General features: G+C 58.7%; 22 protein-coding genes. 1 reads left to right on the top strand and 21 read right to left on the bottom strand.

Annotation, left to right across the window (positions count from 1 at the left end; genetic code table 11):
* Positions 1–6 precede the first annotated feature (6 nt).
* From pstB to pstS, 4 genes are all read right to left on the bottom strand, one after another.
* A complete protein-coding gene (pstB, locus tag R3D51_13130) occupies positions 7–795 on the bottom strand; it encodes a phosphate ABC transporter ATP-binding protein PstB (protein MEZ5900420.1) in 789 nt (262 codons plus the stop codon).
* Positions 792–1,640 carry a phosphate ABC transporter permease PstA gene (gene pstA, locus R3D51_13125; protein ID MEZ5900419.1) on the bottom strand — a complete coding sequence of 283 codons (849 nt, stop codon included), beginning with the start codon at positions 1,638–1,640 and terminating at the stop codon, positions 792–794. Before pstA ends, pstB begins: the two co-directional genes overlap by 4 nt.
* 5 nt (positions 1,641–1,645) lie before the next feature.
* On the bottom strand, positions 1,646–2,641 hold the full coding sequence (gene pstC, locus R3D51_13120; protein MEZ5900418.1) for a phosphate ABC transporter permease subunit PstC: 996 nt from the start codon (positions 2,639–2,641) through the stop codon (positions 1,646–1,648).
* 72 nt (positions 2,642–2,713) lie between these two features.
* Positions 2,714–3,739, bottom strand: coding sequence for a phosphate ABC transporter substrate-binding protein PstS (gene pstS / locus R3D51_13115; protein MEZ5900417.1), 1,026 nt, complete (start codon positions 3,737–3,739; stop codon positions 2,714–2,716).
* Positions 3,740–4,327: 588 nt separating this feature from the next.
* Here pstS and R3D51_13110 point away from each other — a divergent pair.
* The gene (locus R3D51_13110; protein MEZ5900416.1) at positions 4,328–5,200 is read left to right on the top strand and encodes a xanthine dehydrogenase; all 873 of its coding nucleotides are present in this window, start codon (positions 4,328–4,330) and stop codon (positions 5,198–5,200) included.
* Here the strand turns inward: R3D51_13110 and R3D51_13105 are convergent.
* The 17 genes from R3D51_13105 to nifN all read right to left on the bottom strand — a co-directional run bounded on the left by R3D51_13105 (position 5,183) and on the right by nifN (position 18,038).
* Positions 5,183–5,953 carry a DUF364 domain-containing protein gene (locus R3D51_13105; GenBank protein MEZ5900415.1) on the bottom strand — a complete coding sequence of 257 codons (771 nt, stop codon included), beginning with the start codon at positions 5,951–5,953 and terminating at the stop codon, positions 5,183–5,185. The genes R3D51_13110 and R3D51_13105 overlap by 18 nt on opposite strands.
* Positions 5,954–5,963: 10 nt before the next feature.
* The gene (locus R3D51_13100) at positions 5,964–6,170 is read right to left on the bottom strand and encodes a TOBE domain-containing protein (GenBank protein MEZ5900414.1); all 207 of its coding nucleotides are present in this window, start codon (positions 6,168–6,170) and stop codon (positions 5,964–5,966) included.
* A 111-nt stretch (positions 6,171–6,281) separates the two neighbouring features.
* On the bottom strand, positions 6,282–6,575 hold the full coding sequence (locus tag R3D51_13095) for a ferredoxin family protein (protein MEZ5900413.1): 294 nt from the start codon (positions 6,573–6,575) through the stop codon (positions 6,282–6,284).
* A gap of 31 nt (positions 6,576–6,606) precedes the next feature.
* Positions 6,607–7,908 carry an FAD-binding protein gene (locus R3D51_13090; protein MEZ5900412.1) on the bottom strand — a complete coding sequence of 434 codons (1,302 nt, stop codon included), beginning with the start codon at positions 7,906–7,908 and terminating at the stop codon, positions 6,607–6,609.
* Positions 7,909–7,919: 11 nt separating this feature from the next.
* Positions 7,920–9,026, bottom strand: coding sequence for an electron transfer flavoprotein subunit alpha/FixB family protein (locus R3D51_13085; GenBank protein ID MEZ5900411.1), 1,107 nt, complete (start codon positions 9,024–9,026; stop codon positions 7,920–7,922).
* A 30-nt stretch (positions 9,027–9,056) separates the two neighbouring features.
* Positions 9,057–9,911 (bottom strand): electron transfer flavoprotein subunit beta/FixA family protein, encoded by an 855-nt coding sequence (locus R3D51_13080; GenBank protein ID MEZ5900410.1) that lies wholly within the window; start codon positions 9,909–9,911, stop codon positions 9,057–9,059.
* A 242-nt stretch (positions 9,912–10,153) separates the two neighbouring features.
* On the bottom strand, positions 10,154–10,525 hold the full coding sequence (nifW, locus tag R3D51_13075; GenBank protein ID MEZ5900409.1) for a nitrogenase stabilizing/protective protein NifW: 372 nt from the start codon (positions 10,523–10,525) through the stop codon (positions 10,154–10,156).
* Between the two features lie 19 nt (positions 10,526–10,544).
* Complete coding sequence (nifV, locus tag R3D51_13070; GenBank protein MEZ5900408.1) at positions 10,545–11,690, bottom strand: homocitrate synthase; 1,146 nt, start codon at positions 11,688–11,690, stop codon at positions 10,545–10,547.
* Between the two features lie 10 nt (positions 11,691–11,700).
* Positions 11,701–12,909: a cysteine desulfurase NifS gene (gene nifS, locus R3D51_13065; GenBank protein ID MEZ5900407.1), complete on the bottom strand. Its 1,209-nt coding sequence runs from the start codon at positions 12,907–12,909 to the stop codon at positions 11,701–11,703.
* A 47-nt stretch (positions 12,910–12,956) separates the two neighbouring features.
* A complete protein-coding gene (nifU, locus tag R3D51_13060; protein ID MEZ5900406.1) occupies positions 12,957–13,955 on the bottom strand; it encodes a Fe-S cluster assembly protein NifU in 999 nt (332 codons plus the stop codon).
* A 16-nt stretch (positions 13,956–13,971) separates the two neighbouring features.
* Complete coding sequence (locus tag R3D51_13055; protein MEZ5900405.1) at positions 13,972–14,292, bottom strand: iron-sulfur cluster assembly accessory protein; 321 nt, start codon at positions 14,290–14,292, stop codon at positions 13,972–13,974.
* Positions 14,293–14,504: 212 nt separating this feature from the next.
* Complete coding sequence (locus tag R3D51_13050) at positions 14,505–15,122, bottom strand: nitrogen fixation protein NifQ (protein ID MEZ5900404.1); 618 nt, start codon at positions 15,120–15,122, stop codon at positions 14,505–14,507.
* A gap of 44 nt (positions 15,123–15,166) precedes the next feature.
* Complete coding sequence (fdxB, locus tag R3D51_13045) at positions 15,167–15,490, bottom strand: ferredoxin III, nif-specific (GenBank protein ID MEZ5900403.1); 324 nt, start codon at positions 15,488–15,490, stop codon at positions 15,167–15,169.
* A gap of 17 nt (positions 15,491–15,507) precedes the next feature.
* Positions 15,508–15,711, bottom strand: coding sequence for a CCE_0567 family metalloprotein (locus tag R3D51_13040; GenBank protein MEZ5900402.1), 204 nt, complete (start codon positions 15,709–15,711; stop codon positions 15,508–15,510).
* 16 nt (positions 15,712–15,727) lie between these two features.
* Positions 15,728–16,189 (bottom strand): NifX-associated nitrogen fixation protein, encoded by a 462-nt coding sequence (locus R3D51_13035; protein ID MEZ5900401.1) that lies wholly within the window; start codon positions 16,187–16,189, stop codon positions 15,728–15,730.
* The gene (gene nifX, locus R3D51_13030; protein MEZ5900400.1) at positions 16,190–16,684 is read right to left on the bottom strand and encodes a nitrogen fixation protein NifX; all 495 of its coding nucleotides are present in this window, start codon (positions 16,682–16,684) and stop codon (positions 16,190–16,192) included. It lies immediately after the preceding gene.
* The gene (nifN, locus tag R3D51_13025; GenBank protein ID MEZ5900399.1) at positions 16,656–18,038 is read right to left on the bottom strand and encodes a nitrogenase iron-molybdenum cofactor biosynthesis protein NifN; all 1,383 of its coding nucleotides are present in this window, start codon (positions 18,036–18,038) and stop codon (positions 16,656–16,658) included. Before nifN ends, nifX begins: the two co-directional genes overlap by 29 nt.

The raw sequence follows: 18,038 nt of genomic DNA, 5'->3' as shown, positions 1-18,038 counted from the left end.
ACGAGCTCAGCCAAACCGGCCCGTGATGTATTCCTGGGTCTGCTTCTGGCCCGGGTTGGTGAACATCTTTTCGGTTTCGTCGAACTCGATCAGTTCGCCCAAGTACATGAACGCCGTACGCTGCGAGACGCGTGCGGCCTGCTGCATGTTGTGAGTAACGATTGCGATCGTGTAGTCCTTGCGCAGTTCGTCGATCAGTTCCTCGATGCGAGTTGTCGAGATAGGGTCGAGCGCCGAGCAAGGTTCGTCGAAAAGAATCACCTCAGGCCTGATGGCAACAGTGCGCGCAATGCACAGGCGTTGCTGCTGGCCGCCGGAAAGGCTCAGGCCGCTGGCGTTGAGCTTATCCTTCACCTCGGTCCAAAGGGCTGCTTTGCGCAGACACTCCTCGACCCGATTATCGAGCTCGGCTTTTGAAATCTTCTCGTACATCGTGACGCCGAATGCGATGTTCTCGTAGATCGTCATCGGAAATGGCGTCGGCTTCTGGAACACCATGCCGATGCGCGAGCGCAGCAGATTGACGTCGAGCTTGGGATCAAGGATGTTGAGCCCGTCAAACTGGATCTCACCTTCCGCGCGCTGGCCCGGATAGAGATCGTACATTCTGTTCAAGATGCGCAGCAAAGTAGATTTGCCACAGCCGGACGGTCCAATGAACGCTGTCACCTCCTTCTCGTAGAGAGGCAGGTTAACGTTCTTCAACGCCTTGTTCGAACCATAGTAGAAATCGAGATTGCGGATCGAAATCTTCTCGGCGATCGTTGCGACTTTGTTTGTAGACATAACGTTCATTGCGGGACCTTTGATCTGCCTAGCCAGCGGGCGAGAATGCTCAGGGTAAGAACTGCGATGGTGATGAGGAGCGCCCCAGCCCAGGCCAGGCGCTGCCAGTCCTCATAAGGGCTCATGGCGTACTGGAAGATCACGACCGGAAGGCTGGCCATGGGGGCATCCAGGTTCGTGCTCCAGAACTGATTGTTCAATGCCGTGAACAACAAGGGCGCCGTCTCACCGCTGATGCGGGCGACGGCGAGCAGAATGCCTGTGATCATTCCGGCTCTGGCGGCTTTATAGGTGACTTTCCGGATCACCACGGCACGTGGCATCCCGAGCGCCGCGCACGCCTCGCGCAAGGAATCCGGCACAAGGCGCAGCATGTCCTCTGTCGTGCGCACGACGATCGGAACAACCAGAACGGCCAACGCGAGCCCACCGGCAATCGCGGAGAAGTGCCTCATCGGAGCAACAACGATTTCGTAGATGAACAAGCCTACGACGATCGAAGGAGCGCTGAGCAGGATGTCGTTGATGAACCGTACGACAGAAGTGAGCTTACTGTTGCGCCCGTATTCCGCCATGTACGTGCCTGCCAGAATGCCAAGCGGCGTTCCGACGACCACGCCGATGACCGACATGACGATGCTGCCCCAGATTGCGTTGGCCAGACCACCATCGCTACCCGGCGGGGGCGTCATCTCGAGGAAAAGCCGCGGCGAAATTCCTTCAAAGCCCTTGAACAGCAGCGTGCCAAGAATGATCGCCAGAACACTAACGCCGATACCCGTTGCCACCCAGCACAAGACCGAGACCAGCTTATCGTTGAACTTGCGCCGCGTGTAGATCGCTTGGTCAACCATGACGATTATCTCCCCGCCTTCTGATCGAGGCGCAACAGCATGTAGCGGGCGGCGGCGAGCACGATGAATGTGATGAAGAAGAGGATCAGACCAAGGGCAATGAGCGACGACGTATAGATATCGCCATCGGCTTCGGTGAACTCATTTGCAATCGTAGCCGAGATCGTGGTGCCCGGCGCCAGGATAGAACCGGCAATACGATGCGCGTTGCCGATCACGAACGTCACCGCCATCGTTTCACCCAGCGCTCGGCCCAAGCCCAGCATGGCGCCGCCGATCACACCGACACGAGAGTAGGGAATGACAACGCGCCGGATCACCTCTGCGCGCGTGCAGCCCAGGCCGTAAGCCGATTCTTTCAACACCGAAGGGACCGTCGCGAAAACATCGCGGCTGATGGCCGTGATAAACGGCAGCACCATGACTGCGAGGATCAACGAAGCCGTTAGCACGCCGATACCATAGGGAGGTCCGCCAAACAGCGTCGAGAGCCCCGGCACACCGCTGAATGTGGAGATGAGAAACGGTTGAAGCGTCCGCTGCAAGAATGGTGCGAAGAAGAACAGACCCCAGATGCCGTAGATAATGCTGGGGATACCCGCCAGCAGCTCAATGGCGATGCCGATCGGACTGCGAAAAGCGGGCGGGCACAGCTCCGTGAGGAAGACGGCAATGCCTATACCCAGCGGCACCGCGATCAGCATGGCGATCAGCGAGGTGACGACCGTTCCATATATTGGCGCCAAAGCGCCGAATTTTTCGGTCACCGGGTTCCAAGACTGCGTAGTGAGAAAGGAAGGGCCAAGCGCCTTGAAGGCCGGCCATGAGCCAATAGCCAGCGAGGCGAAGACGGCGCCTAGAATGACAAGCACGAAAACGCTCGCCGAGAAGGTGAGCGTCCTGAAGATGCGGTCGTCGCGGTAAAGTTTGCTGAGAGTACCCGCGCGTTCCCGAGCAGCGCCTGCAAACGCAACGCTATCTGTGGAAGTAATGTCGGCCAAGCTGGCGCCTCCGGTAAGAGCGGCTGGAACGAGTGGATCCAGGACGCGCAAGCGCCCTGGACCCGGTAGATCTTACTTGCTGGCGAGGACGGGCTTGCCGTCGGCGCCAACGATGTCTTTCGACCACATGTCCTCGACGCTCTTCACGACGCTCGCCGGCATCGGGATGTAGTCGAGCTCATCGGCCAGCTTGCCACCCTTCTCGTACGACCAATGGAAGAACTTGAGGGCTTCGCGCGAAGCAGCCTCGTCCTTCGGCGTCTTGTACATGAGGATGAACGTAGCAGCCGTCATCGGCCAGCTTTCAGCGCCGGGCTGATTGTCGAGGATCACACCGTAACCAGGCGTAGAGGCCCAGTCGGCGCCAGCAGCAGCAGCCGCGAAAGCAGCCGAGGTCGGCGAAACGGTCTTGCCATCCTTGTTGATCATATTGGCAAAGACCATCTTGTTCTGCTTGGCGTATGCGTACTCGACGTAGCCAATCGAACCCTTGGTCTGAGCGACGTTGTTGGCAACGCCTTCGTTGCCCTTCGCGCCGATGCCGACCGGCCATTCAACGGCCTTCTCGACGCCAACCTTGGACTTCCAGTCTTCGCTGACGTTACCCAGATAGTGGGTGAAGTTAAACGTCGTGCCCGATCCGTCCGAGCGATGCACAACGGCGATGGCAGCCGAAGGCAGCTTCAGCGAGGGGTTTAGCTTCTTGATTGCGGCGTCGTCCCAGGTCTTGATGGTGCCGAGGAAGATGTTGGCCAGTGCCGGTCCATCGAGAACCAGCTCACCGGCCTTGATGCCCTCGACGTTGATGACGGGAACAATACCGCCCATTACCATCGGGAACTGAACCAGGCCCGCCTCGTCGAGATCCTTGCCCGACAGCGGTGCGTCGGTCGCACCGAACGTGACGGTCTTGGCCTTGATCTGCTTGATGCCGCCGCCCGAGCCGATCGACTGATAGTTCAGACCGATCCCGGTTTCCTTCTTGTACGCGTCAGCCCACTTTGCGTAGACCGGATAAGGGAAAGTGGCACCTGCGCCCGAAATGTCAGCAGCCAGTGTCGGCTGAGCCAGAAGCACCGACGCCGCCGCCGCAGCAATGCCGAGAAACTTTCTCACGCTCGTATCTCCTACCTTGAGGAAGTAACTTTGACCCCGCCCTTGGCCGGGCCATGACGGCGCCTCGCGCCGACGGCCCATTGCTACCGCCCTTACATGACAGGTTGTTGAAGCCTTAACTCATTCTGCCAACTGCGTTTCCTCGGCACGAACATTCACATTCCCGACACAGAAGGTCGTTGAAGGCGTTGCGGGAGACCCGAATTCCGGTTTCGGCTTGGAGAGAAGGCCACATGATGCGCGGCTTTGGGCCCTTACGGCTTACTCGGGCGTCGGCACGCATTGTCTACAGAAGCGATTCAGTGGGTCCGATGAATTCGCTGCCTGTTGATCACTGCAATCCGCCGCATTTGCGCACAAGTGGCGCGGATCTGGTCATCTCGACGATATCGTCCGGCAACGCACGATCGAGGTTGCTCAACCTACGCCCGTTCATGTCGAACCTTCGACAAGCCCTTGTCGCAGATCACACAACAATCGCCGCCCTAGCTGATTTTTAGCTGATTTCTCCGGTCAGATTTAATTGGCACGCCCCTTGCCTATTAACTTTCAACAAAGCAAGGGGCGTCCATGTTTGCAGCATCAGGTGGCCGAGGTTCCGTTACTTTGCGCGCTCTCGTTCTTGGTTTGAATGAGATCGCATCTGCGGTTGCGGTCGAGCTCTTCAAAGCCGGTTACGGCGTGATTATGTCTCATGATCCCAACCCTCCTGTCATCCGGCGCGGCATGGCCTTTTACGATGCGCTTTTCCTTGATCCCATATCTGTCGGCGGGGTCAGCTCGGTTTGCGTCGAAAATACTCTGGCGGCCCGAAACTGCATGACCGAGCGCGAGTTCATCGCCGTCACCCGCCTCGGCACCCATGAGTTGCTGACGATCGATCGCTTCGATGTTCTGGTCGACGCGCGCATGCAGAAAAAAGCCCCTCGCCCCGATCTGCGCGCGGTCGCAAACGTTACCGTGGGGCTCGGGCCCGGCTTTGCGGTCGGCGAAAATTGCGATGTAGCTATAGAAACTCAGCCAGCCAAACAGGGTACTCTCGTCAAAACGGGAGCCACCCTACCCGCCGACGGCGTTAGCCGACAGCTCGGTGGAGTTGGAGCGGAGCGCTTCGTCTACTCGCCGGCAGCGGGAGCTTGGCGAACGAGCCTGGACGTCGGAATGCGCGTGTTCAAGGGGCTTCCGCTCGGTCTTATCGACGACATCGAAGTCCATGCACCCATTGACGGGGTTCTGCGTGGCATTGCGCGCGACGGCAGCAAAATTCCAAATGGCGTGAAACTGATCGAGATTGATCCGCGCGGACGCGATGCACGTTGGACCGGCACGGATGATCGCGGCTTGACCATCGCTCAGGCGACCGTGTTGGCAGTATTCCAAGCGCGCGCAGGAATGCAACAAAAGCGCTCGAAAGCAAACCAACGCTCACCTGGAAGTGCGTAAGTCCGCAACAGCATAGCGGACGCCTTCATCGAACAGCCGCGTACCACCGCCTTCCAGCACGACTTGCCAGGTCTTGGTGGGGTCTATCACCTGTACGCCCGCAACGATATCGATGCCGAACTCCCGCCACTCAGAAAGCCATGGACAGGACGGCCCCATCAGCACCGTGACGGATCGCCGAGAAAGTTCAGCCAATCTTGGAAACGTCTTGTTGATAAGACTGGTGGCGGTTAGAAAAACCCAGTCGCACTCCGGCAGCACATATTCAGCCGATGTATCGGGAAGATCTTCCTCACCCGGCATACGCTCCAGCACACGGACATCGAGCCCGTTCAGGACGCGCGCCAGCCCAGGATAACGGCCGACGACGCCGACGCGCTTTCCCACAAGCTGAGGCCTGAAATGTTCAAAAACGCTGAGATTGCCGATCGCGAGAGGCTGAGCCTGTCCCATCAATGCGTTGCCCGGTGCATTGACCACCGCATTGATGGCGGAAAGTCCTACCGACGCTTCGAAAGAATTCCAAGATCCTATCCAAGCAGCCAAGTCCGCGGCCTTTTTCCCAACAAGTGTCCCGGGCCACTGCAAGGTCCGGGACCTCTCTGTCGGGCTCATAGCAAGACCAATGGTCGTCGCGGTCTTGCAAGCCGTCCACGTCAAACCAATGCAAAGCTCTTGCGCGACAGACTCCTCCCCAGCAACCTTCGCTACCAGAAGATCGCGAAAATCGACACTCGCAGGAGACGCCAGCATACTTGTCGCGTCAGACTCCGACGATCACATCCGAAGACTTGATGATTGCCGTAGCCGGCATACCCTTCTTCAAGCCAAGCTCCTCAACCGACTCGTTTGTGATCGAAGCCGTGATCACGGCGCCGCCTCCAACATCGATCTTTACGTGTGCGGTCGTCGCTCCCTTTACCACGTCAAGAACGGTCCCCTTAATCTGATTACGTGCGCTGATTTTCATGTCTTTCTCCAAATCGTAGGCGGCACGCATGAGATATGTGCGCCTACCGATCCGTCAATTCAAGCGCGCCCAACGGCTACATTTCGGCCCAAGGCCTTTGAATTTCAGGCATCAGCCAAACTTGAAAAGAACACCAAATCCACCGCGCGGATAATTCCATTCAATATCGCCTGAAGCTTCCGCGATAACCCGGCAGGTACCGCATTCCATGCAGCCGTCGGGCGTCACTTCAACTTGGCCCGTGTCGTTCATTGCGTAGCACCCGGCAGGACATACCTTGGTAAGCGCCACGAGCGCGTCGGTCGGAACCTCGTGGGGCTTCACTTTGATGTGCGGTCTGCCGACATCGACGAGATAGCGGTTCTGATAAAGCTTGTCTTCGACGCGTGATGCCAATGCAGTCATATCTTCGGCTCCTATGTTTCAAGTTGAGTTATCAACGCCAACCGCGTGCGAGCGAGAACGCGTCACTCAATAGCCCAGTGATTTTCCGCGTCTTGAAGAACGATTTCACAATCTCATTTTCCTTGGCCTTCTTATCCACGCCATCGACGCGGAACCACGTCTGCATGGCTTGGCTCAGAAGCTGCGGATAGGTCGTGAACAAATGCTTATTGTGCAGGGTCTTGGGCAGATCCTTGTACTTCTTCAGATCCTTGATGACGAAGGTCTGATCCAGCATCTTCTTATAGAGCGAGAGGTTTTCGGCCGTGCAGGGTTCGCGGCGCGACTTGAGCTGGAAGATCGCCTCTCCTGCAATTCGGCCCGTCGTCATCGCCAGGTTCGACCCTTCGCGATGCACGGCGTTGACGAACTGCCCTGCGTCGCCGACCACGACCCAGCCGTCGCCAAACAGCTGCGGGATGGCGCGATAGCCTCCTTCAGGGATCATGTGAGCGGCGTATTCCTTCACTTCAGATCCGGCAAGAAGCGGTGCGACCGAAGGATGTGATTTGAAGCTTTCCAGCAGGCCGTAAGGCGTCTCTTTCGTCTCGGCAAAATCCGAGATCAGACATCCGATACCCACCGACAGCGACTCTTTGTTGGTATAGATGAAGGCCGTTCCGGTCATACCTTTCGTGATCGTGCCGGCTGCCTCGATAACCACGCCTTCCTCGCCCGTCAGATTGAAACGCGCATCGATAGTCTCGCGAGGAATGAAATGCATTTCCTTGACGGCCAAAGCCACCGTATCGGGCTTCGGCTTTGGTCTCAGCCCCGCGCGCTCGCCCAACAGTCCATTGACGCCTTCCGCAAGCACCACGACATCGGCCTTGATGAAGCCGCCGCTGCGGTCGGTGCGCACGCCGATGACGCGACCATCGACTTCCTGCACCAGCTCCGTCACGGTCGTTTCGCAGATCACCAACGCACCAGCCGCCTGCACACGTCTGGAGAACCACTTGTCGAACTGCGCACGAATGATCGTGTAGCGGTTCGGCTTCTCCTCGTTGAAGTCTTCGGAGCGGTACTGCATTCCCGAGAAAGAGCGATCGTCCATCATCCACAGACGTTGCTCGATGATATGGCGCTCAAGCGGGGCATCCTCGCGGAAGTCCGGGATGAGCTTTTCCAAGGCATCGGCGTACAGGATAGCGCCCTGCACGTTCTTGGAACCGGGATACTCGCCACGCTCCAACTGCAGCACCTTCATGCCGCGCTCGGCCATGGTTAGGGCGCACGCGTTGCCCGAAGGTCCGGCGCCGATGACGATGGCATCGAATTTCTCTTCCAGCATGACTAGATCCTTCAGCTCGCAAGGCGGTTGACGAGAAGGCGGGCCCGGAACGCTTCCGTCAGGGCCGGTAATATGCGCATGGCGTCTCCGACGACACCGACATGGGCGAAGTCGAAGATCGGTGCATTTTTGTCGGTATTGATCGCGACGATGAGATCTGCACCTTCCACGCCCACGCGGTGCTGGATGGCGCCAGAGACGCCGGCAGCGATGTAGAGTTTCGGCCGGATCGTCTTTCCGGTCTGCCCGATCTGGCGGTCGGCCGTCAGCCAGCCCTTTTGCACAAGCGGACGCGAGCAACCGTATTCACCGCCGAGCACCTCAGCCAAACCCTTGATGAGCTGGTAGTTCTCCGGCGATTGCAGCCCCATTCCGCCCGCCACGACAATGTCGGCATAAGCTAGGTTGGACTTGTCGGTGTTACGATCGGGAAGGAACGACAGAATCTTCGTGACGATGTCGTCTTCCTTTAGATCGATATCGGCCTCGATCACCCGCCCCATTCGCCCCTCTTGACGTTCGGGCATGGGCATGACGCGCGGACGCACCGTCGCCATCTGCGGGCGGTAGTTCAAGGTGTAGATCGTGCACAGCAGCGAGCCACCGAAGGTGGGGCGCGTTGCGGCCAAGGATCCGTCGGCATCGACGGCGAGTTCGGTGCAATCCGCTGTCAAGCCGGTGAGCAACGTCGTCGCCACCGAGCCAGCCAGATCGCGGCCGAGCGTAGTCGCGCCGAGCAACAATATCTCGGGCTTGTAGGTGTTGACGAGGTGCGTGAACGTCTTGGTGTAGGGATCGTTGCGATAGTCGGTCAGAGCTTCGTGAGCGGCAATGTAGGCCACGTCGGCGCCATAGACAAAGCACTCGGCTGCCGCCGCTTTCACCGCGTCACCCGGAGGCCCCATGACAACACCGGCAAGCTCGACGCCGAGTTTGTCTGCGAGTTTCCTGCCTTCGCCGAGCAGCTCCCACGACACGGGGTGAACCTCCCCGCGTTCCATCTCAATAAAAACCCAAACGTGCTTGTAGGCTTTGAAGTGCTCAGGCAGCTCCTTCTTCATCCCGGCGCGGCCGCCTGCGGGGGCTGGGGCCGGGGTCTTTTTAGGTTGGCTGGTCATGCGCGTCTCGCCTCGTTTTGCGAATTTCGATCAGTAGCCGGCGGCCATTTTCTGCAGCTCGTCTTCGATTGCGGGAAGCCGCGTGAAGATCTCGTCCATGACCGCTTCTCCCACCGCGTCGCCCTTGAGCGTCGAGATATCGATCATATGCGCCTTGTCAGCCCGGGCGGCAGGCGCGAACACGCGCTTGACGACGGTGGGCGAGCCCTTGAGACCACACTTGCTGAGGTCTTCGATGCCGGCGTCGCTCGCGCTCCACTTGACGACTTCCGCACGCGCAGCGCGGAACGCATCCGCCATCGAGCCGCGGCGGATTTCGTTCGTGGCTTCAAGCATGGTGACAAGCACCGGCAACTTGGTCTTGAGGACCTGAGTGCCGCCTTCAGCACGACGCTCGACCGTCAACTCATTGGTTTCGAGATTGGCTTCGACGATCTTGGCAACATAGGTCAGCTGATTGAGATCGAGCCGCTTGGCGATGCCGGGACCAACCTGGGCCGTATCGCCGTCGATCGTTTGCTTGCCGGTGAAGACGATTTCCGGCTTTCCCCAGACCTCGCCGACCTTGGCGATAGCACTCGCCAGAGCGTAGGAAGTCGCAAGCGTGTCGGAGCCGGCAAAGAAGCGATCAGTCAGCAACACCGCACGATCGGCACCAAAGGTCAGCGCCTTGCGCAAGCTGTCCTCGGCCATGGGCGGACCCATGGTGAGCACGGTAACTTCACCGCCGTGCTGGTCCCGCAGCCGTAACGCCTGTTCGAGCGCAAAAAGATCATACGGGTTGATAATCGTTGGGACACCCTGACGCATGATCGTATTGGTCACGGGATGCACGCGGATTTGCGCGCTGTCGGGCACCTGTTTGATACAAACGACGATGTGCATGGCGACCTCCTTCACATCATTCATATTCGAGAGATGGCAAGCCTCATGCCAATTCACACATCGCTCAGAAACGCCCGTATTTGCTGGGTTCTGTCGCAAGCGGATGGGTTAACTTTGAGTGTGATACCCCACAACGCAGGCGCCATGTCGTGAACCCGACAAGCCTTAGCGGCCTTAAATGCGAAAGCCGCCGGCGTTGAACCGGCGGCTTTGTAATCGTCGCGAGCAATGCTCTCACACCCTCAGAAAAGATCATCCACCGAGACAAACGGCTTCTCTTCGGGCGCCACCGCCTGTTTCAAAACTTTGAAAACGCGCTGCTCCAGCGGGCTTGAGGAAGCGAAGTCCTGGTACGCCCGCTCCAGGTAGGACCGGCAACGCGCGATAACCACGCGATCGGGTAAGCCATCAAGATCGTCGGTCGAAAGGTACTCGCCCATCCGCTTCATGATGTGCAGACGCGCCACTCGCAGAATGGCCGGATCGTAGGGAAGTCCGAGCCCGTCAAAAAAGTCCTCCGCAGAGGAGAGCTTCTTCAGCTTCCCCAGAACGTCTTTCTCTGAGGCAAGCGGAATAACGGGGCCGATACCGCACGCCGAATGATCTTCTTCCATGTCCGTGTCCTCACGCAGTTCAGTGTTCAAGAAGAACTTGTTGCCCGCAGGCATCGCGAAATAGCTCAGCCAGACGCGACGGCGAGATGCTGGCCTTGGTGCGCTGCGCCTCGTTCCTGACAATTGCCAGGAGCGCACGCGCCTCCGTCGGCCCCAGCGCAAGTCCGCAATTGGCCAACTCTCGCTGAAGTCCGGCAAGGCCGGAATGTTTGCCGAGCACGATCTTATGCTCTCGCCCCAGAATCGTCGGATCGAGTGCTTCATAGGCCCGCTTGTCTTTCAGCAGACCGTCGACATGAATGCCGGATTCGTGCGTGAATACTGCACTTCCGACGATAGCCTTGCCGTCGGGAATGGCCCGTCCGGAGGCCGTTGCCACGAGATTTGCGATCCCGGCCAATTCTTCCGTGGCAACCGCGGTCTCATATCCATAAAGCCGCCGCGCGGCGACCGCGATCTCCTCAAGTGGCGCGTTGCCAGCGCGCTCGCCGAGCCCAACGACGGTAACGCTTGCATGCGTTGCGCCGGCACGCATAGCGGCCAAGGTATTGGCTGTCGCAAGACCCAAGTCGTCGTGGGCGTGAATTTCCAGTTCGAGCGACGTGCGCGCCCGCAAGTGCTCAACCAGCGCCTGCGTGGAGAATGGATCAAGGACGCCCAGGGTGTCGGCAATGCGAAAACGACGCGCACCCGCCCGCTCCGCGGCCTCGATCACCTCGCACAGAAAATCGACGTCGGCGCGCGAGGTATCTTCACCGCCAACTGCGACGTCGAGACCAAGATCGCGCGCATACGGCACGACGCGGGCAATGGCGGAAAGGGCCCAGTTGCGCGTCTCACCGAGTTTGGCCTTCAGTTGTATGTCTGAAACCGGTACGGACAGATTGACCATGCGCACGCCCGTTTGCGCGGCTGCGACTATGTCGCTCTCGCACATCCGGCACCAGGCGATGGGGCGCGCGTCGAGCCCGAGGCTCACGATGGTCCGAATTGCCTCGATTTCCTCTGCCCCCATGGCAGGCGTACCGGCTTCCAGCTCCGGCACCCCGGCACGCGACAGAGCGACCGCGATGGCAACCTTCTCCTCCAGGCTAAAAGCAACACCTGGGGCCTGCTCGCCATCGCGCAGCGTCGTGTCATTCAGGATGATGCGCTTCTCGTGCATCAATGCGTCCTCAAGCATACGTTGGCTGGAAGCCTGTCGTGTTGCCGCCGTCCTTGCTCCAGAAAGGCGAAAGGTCGCGCAGCTTGGAGATGATGCCCGGCATAACGGCGAGCACGTGATCGACGTCCGCGTCCGTTGTCTCGCGCGACAGCGAGAACCGAGTCGCACCGTGCGCGGCCGTATAAGGAATGCTCATGGCGCGCATCACGTGCGAGGGTTCCAAAGAACCCGACGTACAGGCCGAACCAGACGATGCCGCGATGCCTTCCTTGTTCAACAGCAGAAGGATCGCCTCGCCCTCTATATATTCGAACGCGACGTTTGCGGTGTTGGGCAGACGGTTCTGCGGATCACCTGTAACGAAGCAATTGCCGATACGCTGCAGGATGCCCTTTTCGAGGCGATCGCGCAGACGCGCCATGCGAGCAGAATCCTCTACCATGTTCGTTAGCGCCAGATCTGCAGCAACGCCGAGTCCGACGATGCCAGGCGCATTCTCGGTACCAGCGCGGCGGCCACGCTCCTGATGTCCGCCCTTCAACAGCGACTTGAAGCGAACGCCGCGTTTGACGTAGAGCGCGCCGATGCCCTTAGGACCATGCAGCTTGTGCCCGGACAGCGACAGCATATCGATTTGCGTTGACTTCAGGTCGATCGGAACTTTGCCCACCGCCTGCACCGCATCGGTATGAAAGAGCGCGCCGTACTCTTTCGCCATCTCGGCGAGTTCGACAACGGGGTTGATCGTGCCCGTCTCGTTGTTGGCCCACATGATCGACACAATGGCCGTCTTGTCCGACAGCGCGTTGCGATAGGCTTCAAGATCGAGACGGCCCTGCTTGTCGACCGGAATGTAATGCACGGTCACACCGCGCGTCTTCTCCAGGTACTCGCACATCGACAGGATCGCGGGATGCTCCACGATGCTGGTGATGATCTCGTTGCGGTCGGGATTGGCCTCCAGCGCCGACAAGAGCGCGGAGTTATCGCTTTCCGTGCCGCCCGACGTGAACACGATCTCATGATCGTGGGCTGCTCCGAGCAGCGCCTGCACACGTTCGCGACTTTGCCCGACGGCTCCACCCACCTTTGCGCCGAAAGCGTGCATGGAGGATGGGTTGCCAAACTGATCGGTAAAGAACGGGAGCATGGCGTCTACGACGCGCTGATCGACTCTCGTCGTTGCGTTGTTGTCTAGGTAGATAGCTTTTGCCGGCATTTGAGCACCTGCGGAAAACAATGCGCTGAAAGGAAAGTACGCCGTCGCTAGTGGGCGGCGACCGCGGCCTTGACCGGAACGACCTTGAGAGGCAACCCGGTCTTCTTCATGAGTTTTTCCTGAATGCCGCTGACGGTCACCGACGCCAGCTGGCAGTTCACGCAGGCACCTGAGAGCTTCACCATGACCTTGTCGCCATCGAGATCGATCAGCTCGCAGTCGCCGCCGTCCTTCTTCAAGAAGGGACGCACTTCATCCAGCGTCTCTTCGACCAGCTTGACCTTCTGCACTGTCGTCAGCTTGGGCGCAGCGGCCGTCTTGTATTCGTCGTTGAAGATCTCAAGAGGTACAAAATCGTCCGACACCTCAATAGTCGCGACCTTGCCCTTGCCCGCCTGAGGCTTACGCTTGACGCCAGAGGATTCCGAGGTGCCAGCGACAAACGCCTGCTCGGCCATCAGAAGTCCCTCTTCCACCATCTTGGCGTTGGTTTTGGCGAGAACTTCCTCGATCGCTTCCGAGCAGGTCGAGCAGCTTCCGCCAGCCTTGGTATAGAAGGTGACCATTTCGAGCGTCGTCAGCTTGTTGACGCGAATGGCTGTCTCGAGCATGCCCTCATCGACGCCGAAGCACTTGCAGATGAGCGCGCCTTCCTCGTGATCGTCCTTCCATTCCTCGCCGCGGAAGTTGGCAACCGCCGCTTGCAGCGCCTCATAACCCATCACGGAGCAGTGCATTTTCTCCGGCGGCAGCCCGCCGAGGAATTCGGCGATGTCGGCGTTGGTCAGTTTCAATGCCTGGTCCAGTGTCTTGCCGATGACGAGTTCTGTCAGCGCAGACGACGACGCGATGGCTGAGCCACAGCCGAACGTCTGGAACTTGGCGTCCTCGATCAGCTCGTTGTCGGGATTGACCTTGAGCATCAGCTTCAAGGCATCGCCGCAAGCGATGGCACCGACCTCACCAATGGCGTTGGCGCTTTCGAGCACGCCGGCGTTCTTCGGGTTGAAGAAGTATTCTTTGACCTTTTCGGTATAGTCCCACATGGCGGTATGGATCCCCTTAGCAGAACGACTTGCCGCAGTTGCACTTCTCTTTCGCGTTCGGATTGTCGAACGAGAAACCGGCCTTGCCGATCTCCTCGACAAAATCCACCGTCATGCCTTCCACCATCGGCTTGGATTGCTGATCGATGAAGACCTTGATGTCGCCAGCGGAGACAATCTCGTCGTCTTCGCGCGGCGCGGTATCGAGGCCGATTTTGTACTTAAGACCCGAGCAGCCGCCGTTCTCGACCATGATGCGAAAACCAGCGCCTTCCTTCCCGGACTTCGCGATGGCCTTCTTGACCGCGGAGACGGCGTTTTCGGTGAGTGAGATCATAGGAGTGCCTCCGTGCATGAGGATGATTGGAAGGGGCTTCGCAAGCCTTATGCCAGTGCACAACATCAAGTAATTACTGGATATTTAATCCGACCTTGCATGTCGCAACACTGACAACGTGCGCTTCCCGACAATCCGCAGAAGGCAGACAAAAGAAAACCGGCCCATCGTGGGCAGATGGGCAGGTGGCAATTTTTCAAGCCTGATAAGGGTCAGTCCTGGGCACGCTTGGAGCGAGCAATTTGCGCCTCAACCGAGTCGGGCTCGAAGCAACGCTCAACGTCCTCGCAATCAGCACAAGTGGGCGAGGTACAGTGCGACAAACCTTCTTCCTCGCACAACGCGCGGTAAAAGAAACGCTTCCAGCGCATACGGCCCTGGTTCGCCTCGAACATCGCGGTGAAGTGTCGCCTCATCAACTTGTTCAAGGCGTCACGGTTCGGCAGCCCCAGATCTTCCCAAAGGTGGTTGGCCTGCATGGCCCTGCGCGCAATGATCTCAGCGAGCCACGGGGTTATCTCCAGATCCGTCGCCACGTTGCGCAACAACAAATCACGCACCCAACCCTGCTCTTCCGGCTCCGGGCTTGCTTCGTAATCTTCCGGCGCAAGCAACGGATGGCCGGGAACATTGAGCATGAGCAGGATCGCGAGCCTGGTGCCCGCAATCCCAAGCCGGTCTGCCAGACGCCCCCCGAACTGATCGCGCTCGACCAGACACTTTTCGAGGATAGAGGTGAGGACCATCCGGTCGAAGGCCGCACCGTCTTCATCCAAAAGAGGTTCGATGGGCTGCATTGAGGTGGCTGGTTCGAACGGCAATCCGGACATGATGCTCCTCCTCGTAACGTCTGGCTGTAAACGGCAGGCGCGGCTCAGCCTGCGGCGGAAAGTTCACTGGCCTTGGTGTGCGTCTGGCAATTTTTCGGACACACACGTGCACAGCTTCCGCATCCAATGCAGGCGCCCGCGTTGTCGAGCACCATGATCTTGCGGTTTAGATCGCCATCGAAGTCGTCGTCGTCGTCATCGGTGACCTTGCCGAGAACCTCGCCCTCATCGTTGAGGCCGTAAAGGTGCATAACGTCACGCGAGCAGACTTTGAAGCAGCGGCCGCAACCGATGCATGTTTCGCCGTTGATGGCGGTGATATAGACGGGCTCCCAAGGTGTGCCGTCACGTGTCGCATAGTCGGTCATGTGCAATTTCCTTGTGCCTAGACGGCGGCTTCCAGAGATTTCAACTTGGCGCGCGCTTCCTCCAGTTCTTTGTAGGCATCGCGCGCCGCCTCGGCCGTTGTCATGATGTTCTGCCAGTTCACCGGCAGATCCTCGGACAAGTCATGAAGATTCATCTTGGCCGTGGTTGCACGAGAGGACAGCTTCTTGATTTCCGCCTTCAGCGTCTCGATGTCAGACATTTCGTGCTCCCCCTTCTTAAGCCTTCGCCACTTCGGGATAAGTGTTGATGGTTTCGACTGCAGTCGCGACAAGCTTGTCGCCCTCCTGCGCAAGCTTCTCCAGCGTGTCGAAGCCGAAGCGATGCATGTCGCGCAAATGTTTGGACAGCACCACCAGCTTTCCCATCGTGAGGAGTACGCGACCGAAGCCCTCGTGATGTATCTTCATCATCGGGCTCGCAATCATTCCGGTCTCACGCTCAATCGAGAGAGAAATGGCGCTGTAGAACATCTCGACACGCGCAATCACATCAGGGTCCGGATCGGCCATCAATGGCAACTGCTTGCGCTTTTCCTTCGTCACGATGAAAGGTTCAAGCAGAGCCAGATCGGGCTTGCCTTCCCAGACACCGTAGGAATCCTGAGCCCGGATGAGGCGAACCAGGGTCTTCACGAACGGCCTTTCGAGAGCATTCGTCTCAGCTGTCGCGACAGTCATTTAGGCGTCCTCCTCGGCAAATGCGGGCTTTTCGATGTTTCCGGTCTCAGCGAGCACCTTGCGCAGCCAAGGTGGAGGAGACCCTTTCAGCATGGTCTGCACACGGCAGATGACATCATCGATCGGCTGCGAGTCCGGAATTTTTATCGGGTGGATTTTCGCGCGCACGACTTTTGCCGCGGCAGGTCCGCCAATCGCGCGCACGAAAAGCAGATTGACGCCCTTCAGCGCGTCAACTTTGGGCGTGATGCGGTCGTCGCCGTCATCTTTGTGCGAGCCGCCTTCGTCAGAAACATCGTCAAATCCTACAGCTTCGATGAATGCCCACGAATCCGGCGTTACATCGTAGATGGCGAATTTGCGCGCTGATCCGAAGTGCGCATTAAGGTTCTTCATATCCTGCGTCGCAATCGCAATGCGCACGCCAGCCGGCTTCGTCTGGGTCTCCGTCACGTTGACCTCGTCTTCAATGAGCCGCAAACGACGAACGTTCATCGATGTCCTCCGTAGAAGTCATTACAGGTGAGAGTTCTGCCGGATTTGGTTCGTGATGCTGGGAAAGGAAGATATTCGCAGCTTCGTAGAGAACGTTTCGCGTTCCCTCGTAGCCGACGGAAAGCTTGTGCTGTGCGCCCAGCCGATCGAAGATCGGAAAGCCCACGCGCATGAGCGGGATATCGAGCCGGTCGGAAGCCTGCCGACCATGGCTATGCGTGACCAGAAGATCGGCCTCGTGGGCCTCCGCCAGATGTTCAAGATCGCCGAGATCACCCACCGACACATCTGCCTTCACATTGGGAATGGCTTTTGACGACAGACCGGTGGTAACCGCCGCAACGATGTCGGCTCCAACTTCCGTAAACGTCTCCGAAAGCGCATAGAGCAGATCCGGTTCCGCCGCGATGGCGAGGCGCTTGCCGCCAAAATGGAAATGGCTATCGAGCATGACGTCGACGAGTTCACTGCGGCGACGGCGGATGGCTGCAGGCACCGGCATACCGGCCAGCTCGGCGAAGGTGACGACCAGGCGATCTGCTGCTTCAAGGCCGGTGATACGGTCGAACATCTTGAGCGGAACGCCGGTCAGTTGCTGCAGGCGCTCACCCGGTGCGCGCATATGCTCGCCAATGGCAATCGTGGCCTGGGATTGACCCATCCGTGCAATCTCTTCAAGCGTCACGCCACCGTAGCTAGTGGGCACCCAGCGATCGGGCACGGTGCCGGCAAGACTTCCAGAAATGTCGGGCAGGATAATCGGCTGAATGCCAAAGCGTTCGGCTAAGTCGCGCACATGTTCAATGTCGGCGGGCGTCATGTGAACGCTCGCTAGAACGTTGACCTGTCGAAGGCGCGCGGTCCGTCCGGCCGGTCGCTCCACCAAGTCTTCGATCATGGCGGTGACGGCCTTCGACCAGCCTTCCTCAAGCGCACCGGAAAAATCGGGCGTGGACGCGAACACGACCTTCGTGCCTTCCATGTCCTTCGCACGCCGACGCATGATGTTTGCGAGATCGCCCTTGAAATCTTCACCGCGCGTTTCGACCAACGCCGTGGAGCAGACACCGATGAGTTCGGGCTTTACGCGGTTCTTGAGGTTGAGCAACGCCTCCTCGACATGATCGGCGCCGCCTAGAATGGTCGAGACCTCGTTCATTGCCGTGGTCTGGATCGGGATCGACTCTTTGAAATGACGCACCATCAGCACGAGCGCGAAGGCCGTACATCCCTGGCTGCCATGAAACAGCGGGATGGCACCCGAGACGCCAAGATATGCCATGGCTGCGCCCAGCGGCGCGGAAGACTTGAGCGGATTAACCGATACGGCTTTCGCTGTCGCGTGCGCATTCAT

Source organism: Hyphomicrobiaceae bacterium, from assembly GCA_041397645.1.
GTDB lineage: Bacteria > Pseudomonadota > Alphaproteobacteria > Rhizobiales > Hyphomicrobiaceae > Hyphomicrobium_B.
This window is presented reverse-complemented; position numbering and strand designations above follow the sequence as displayed.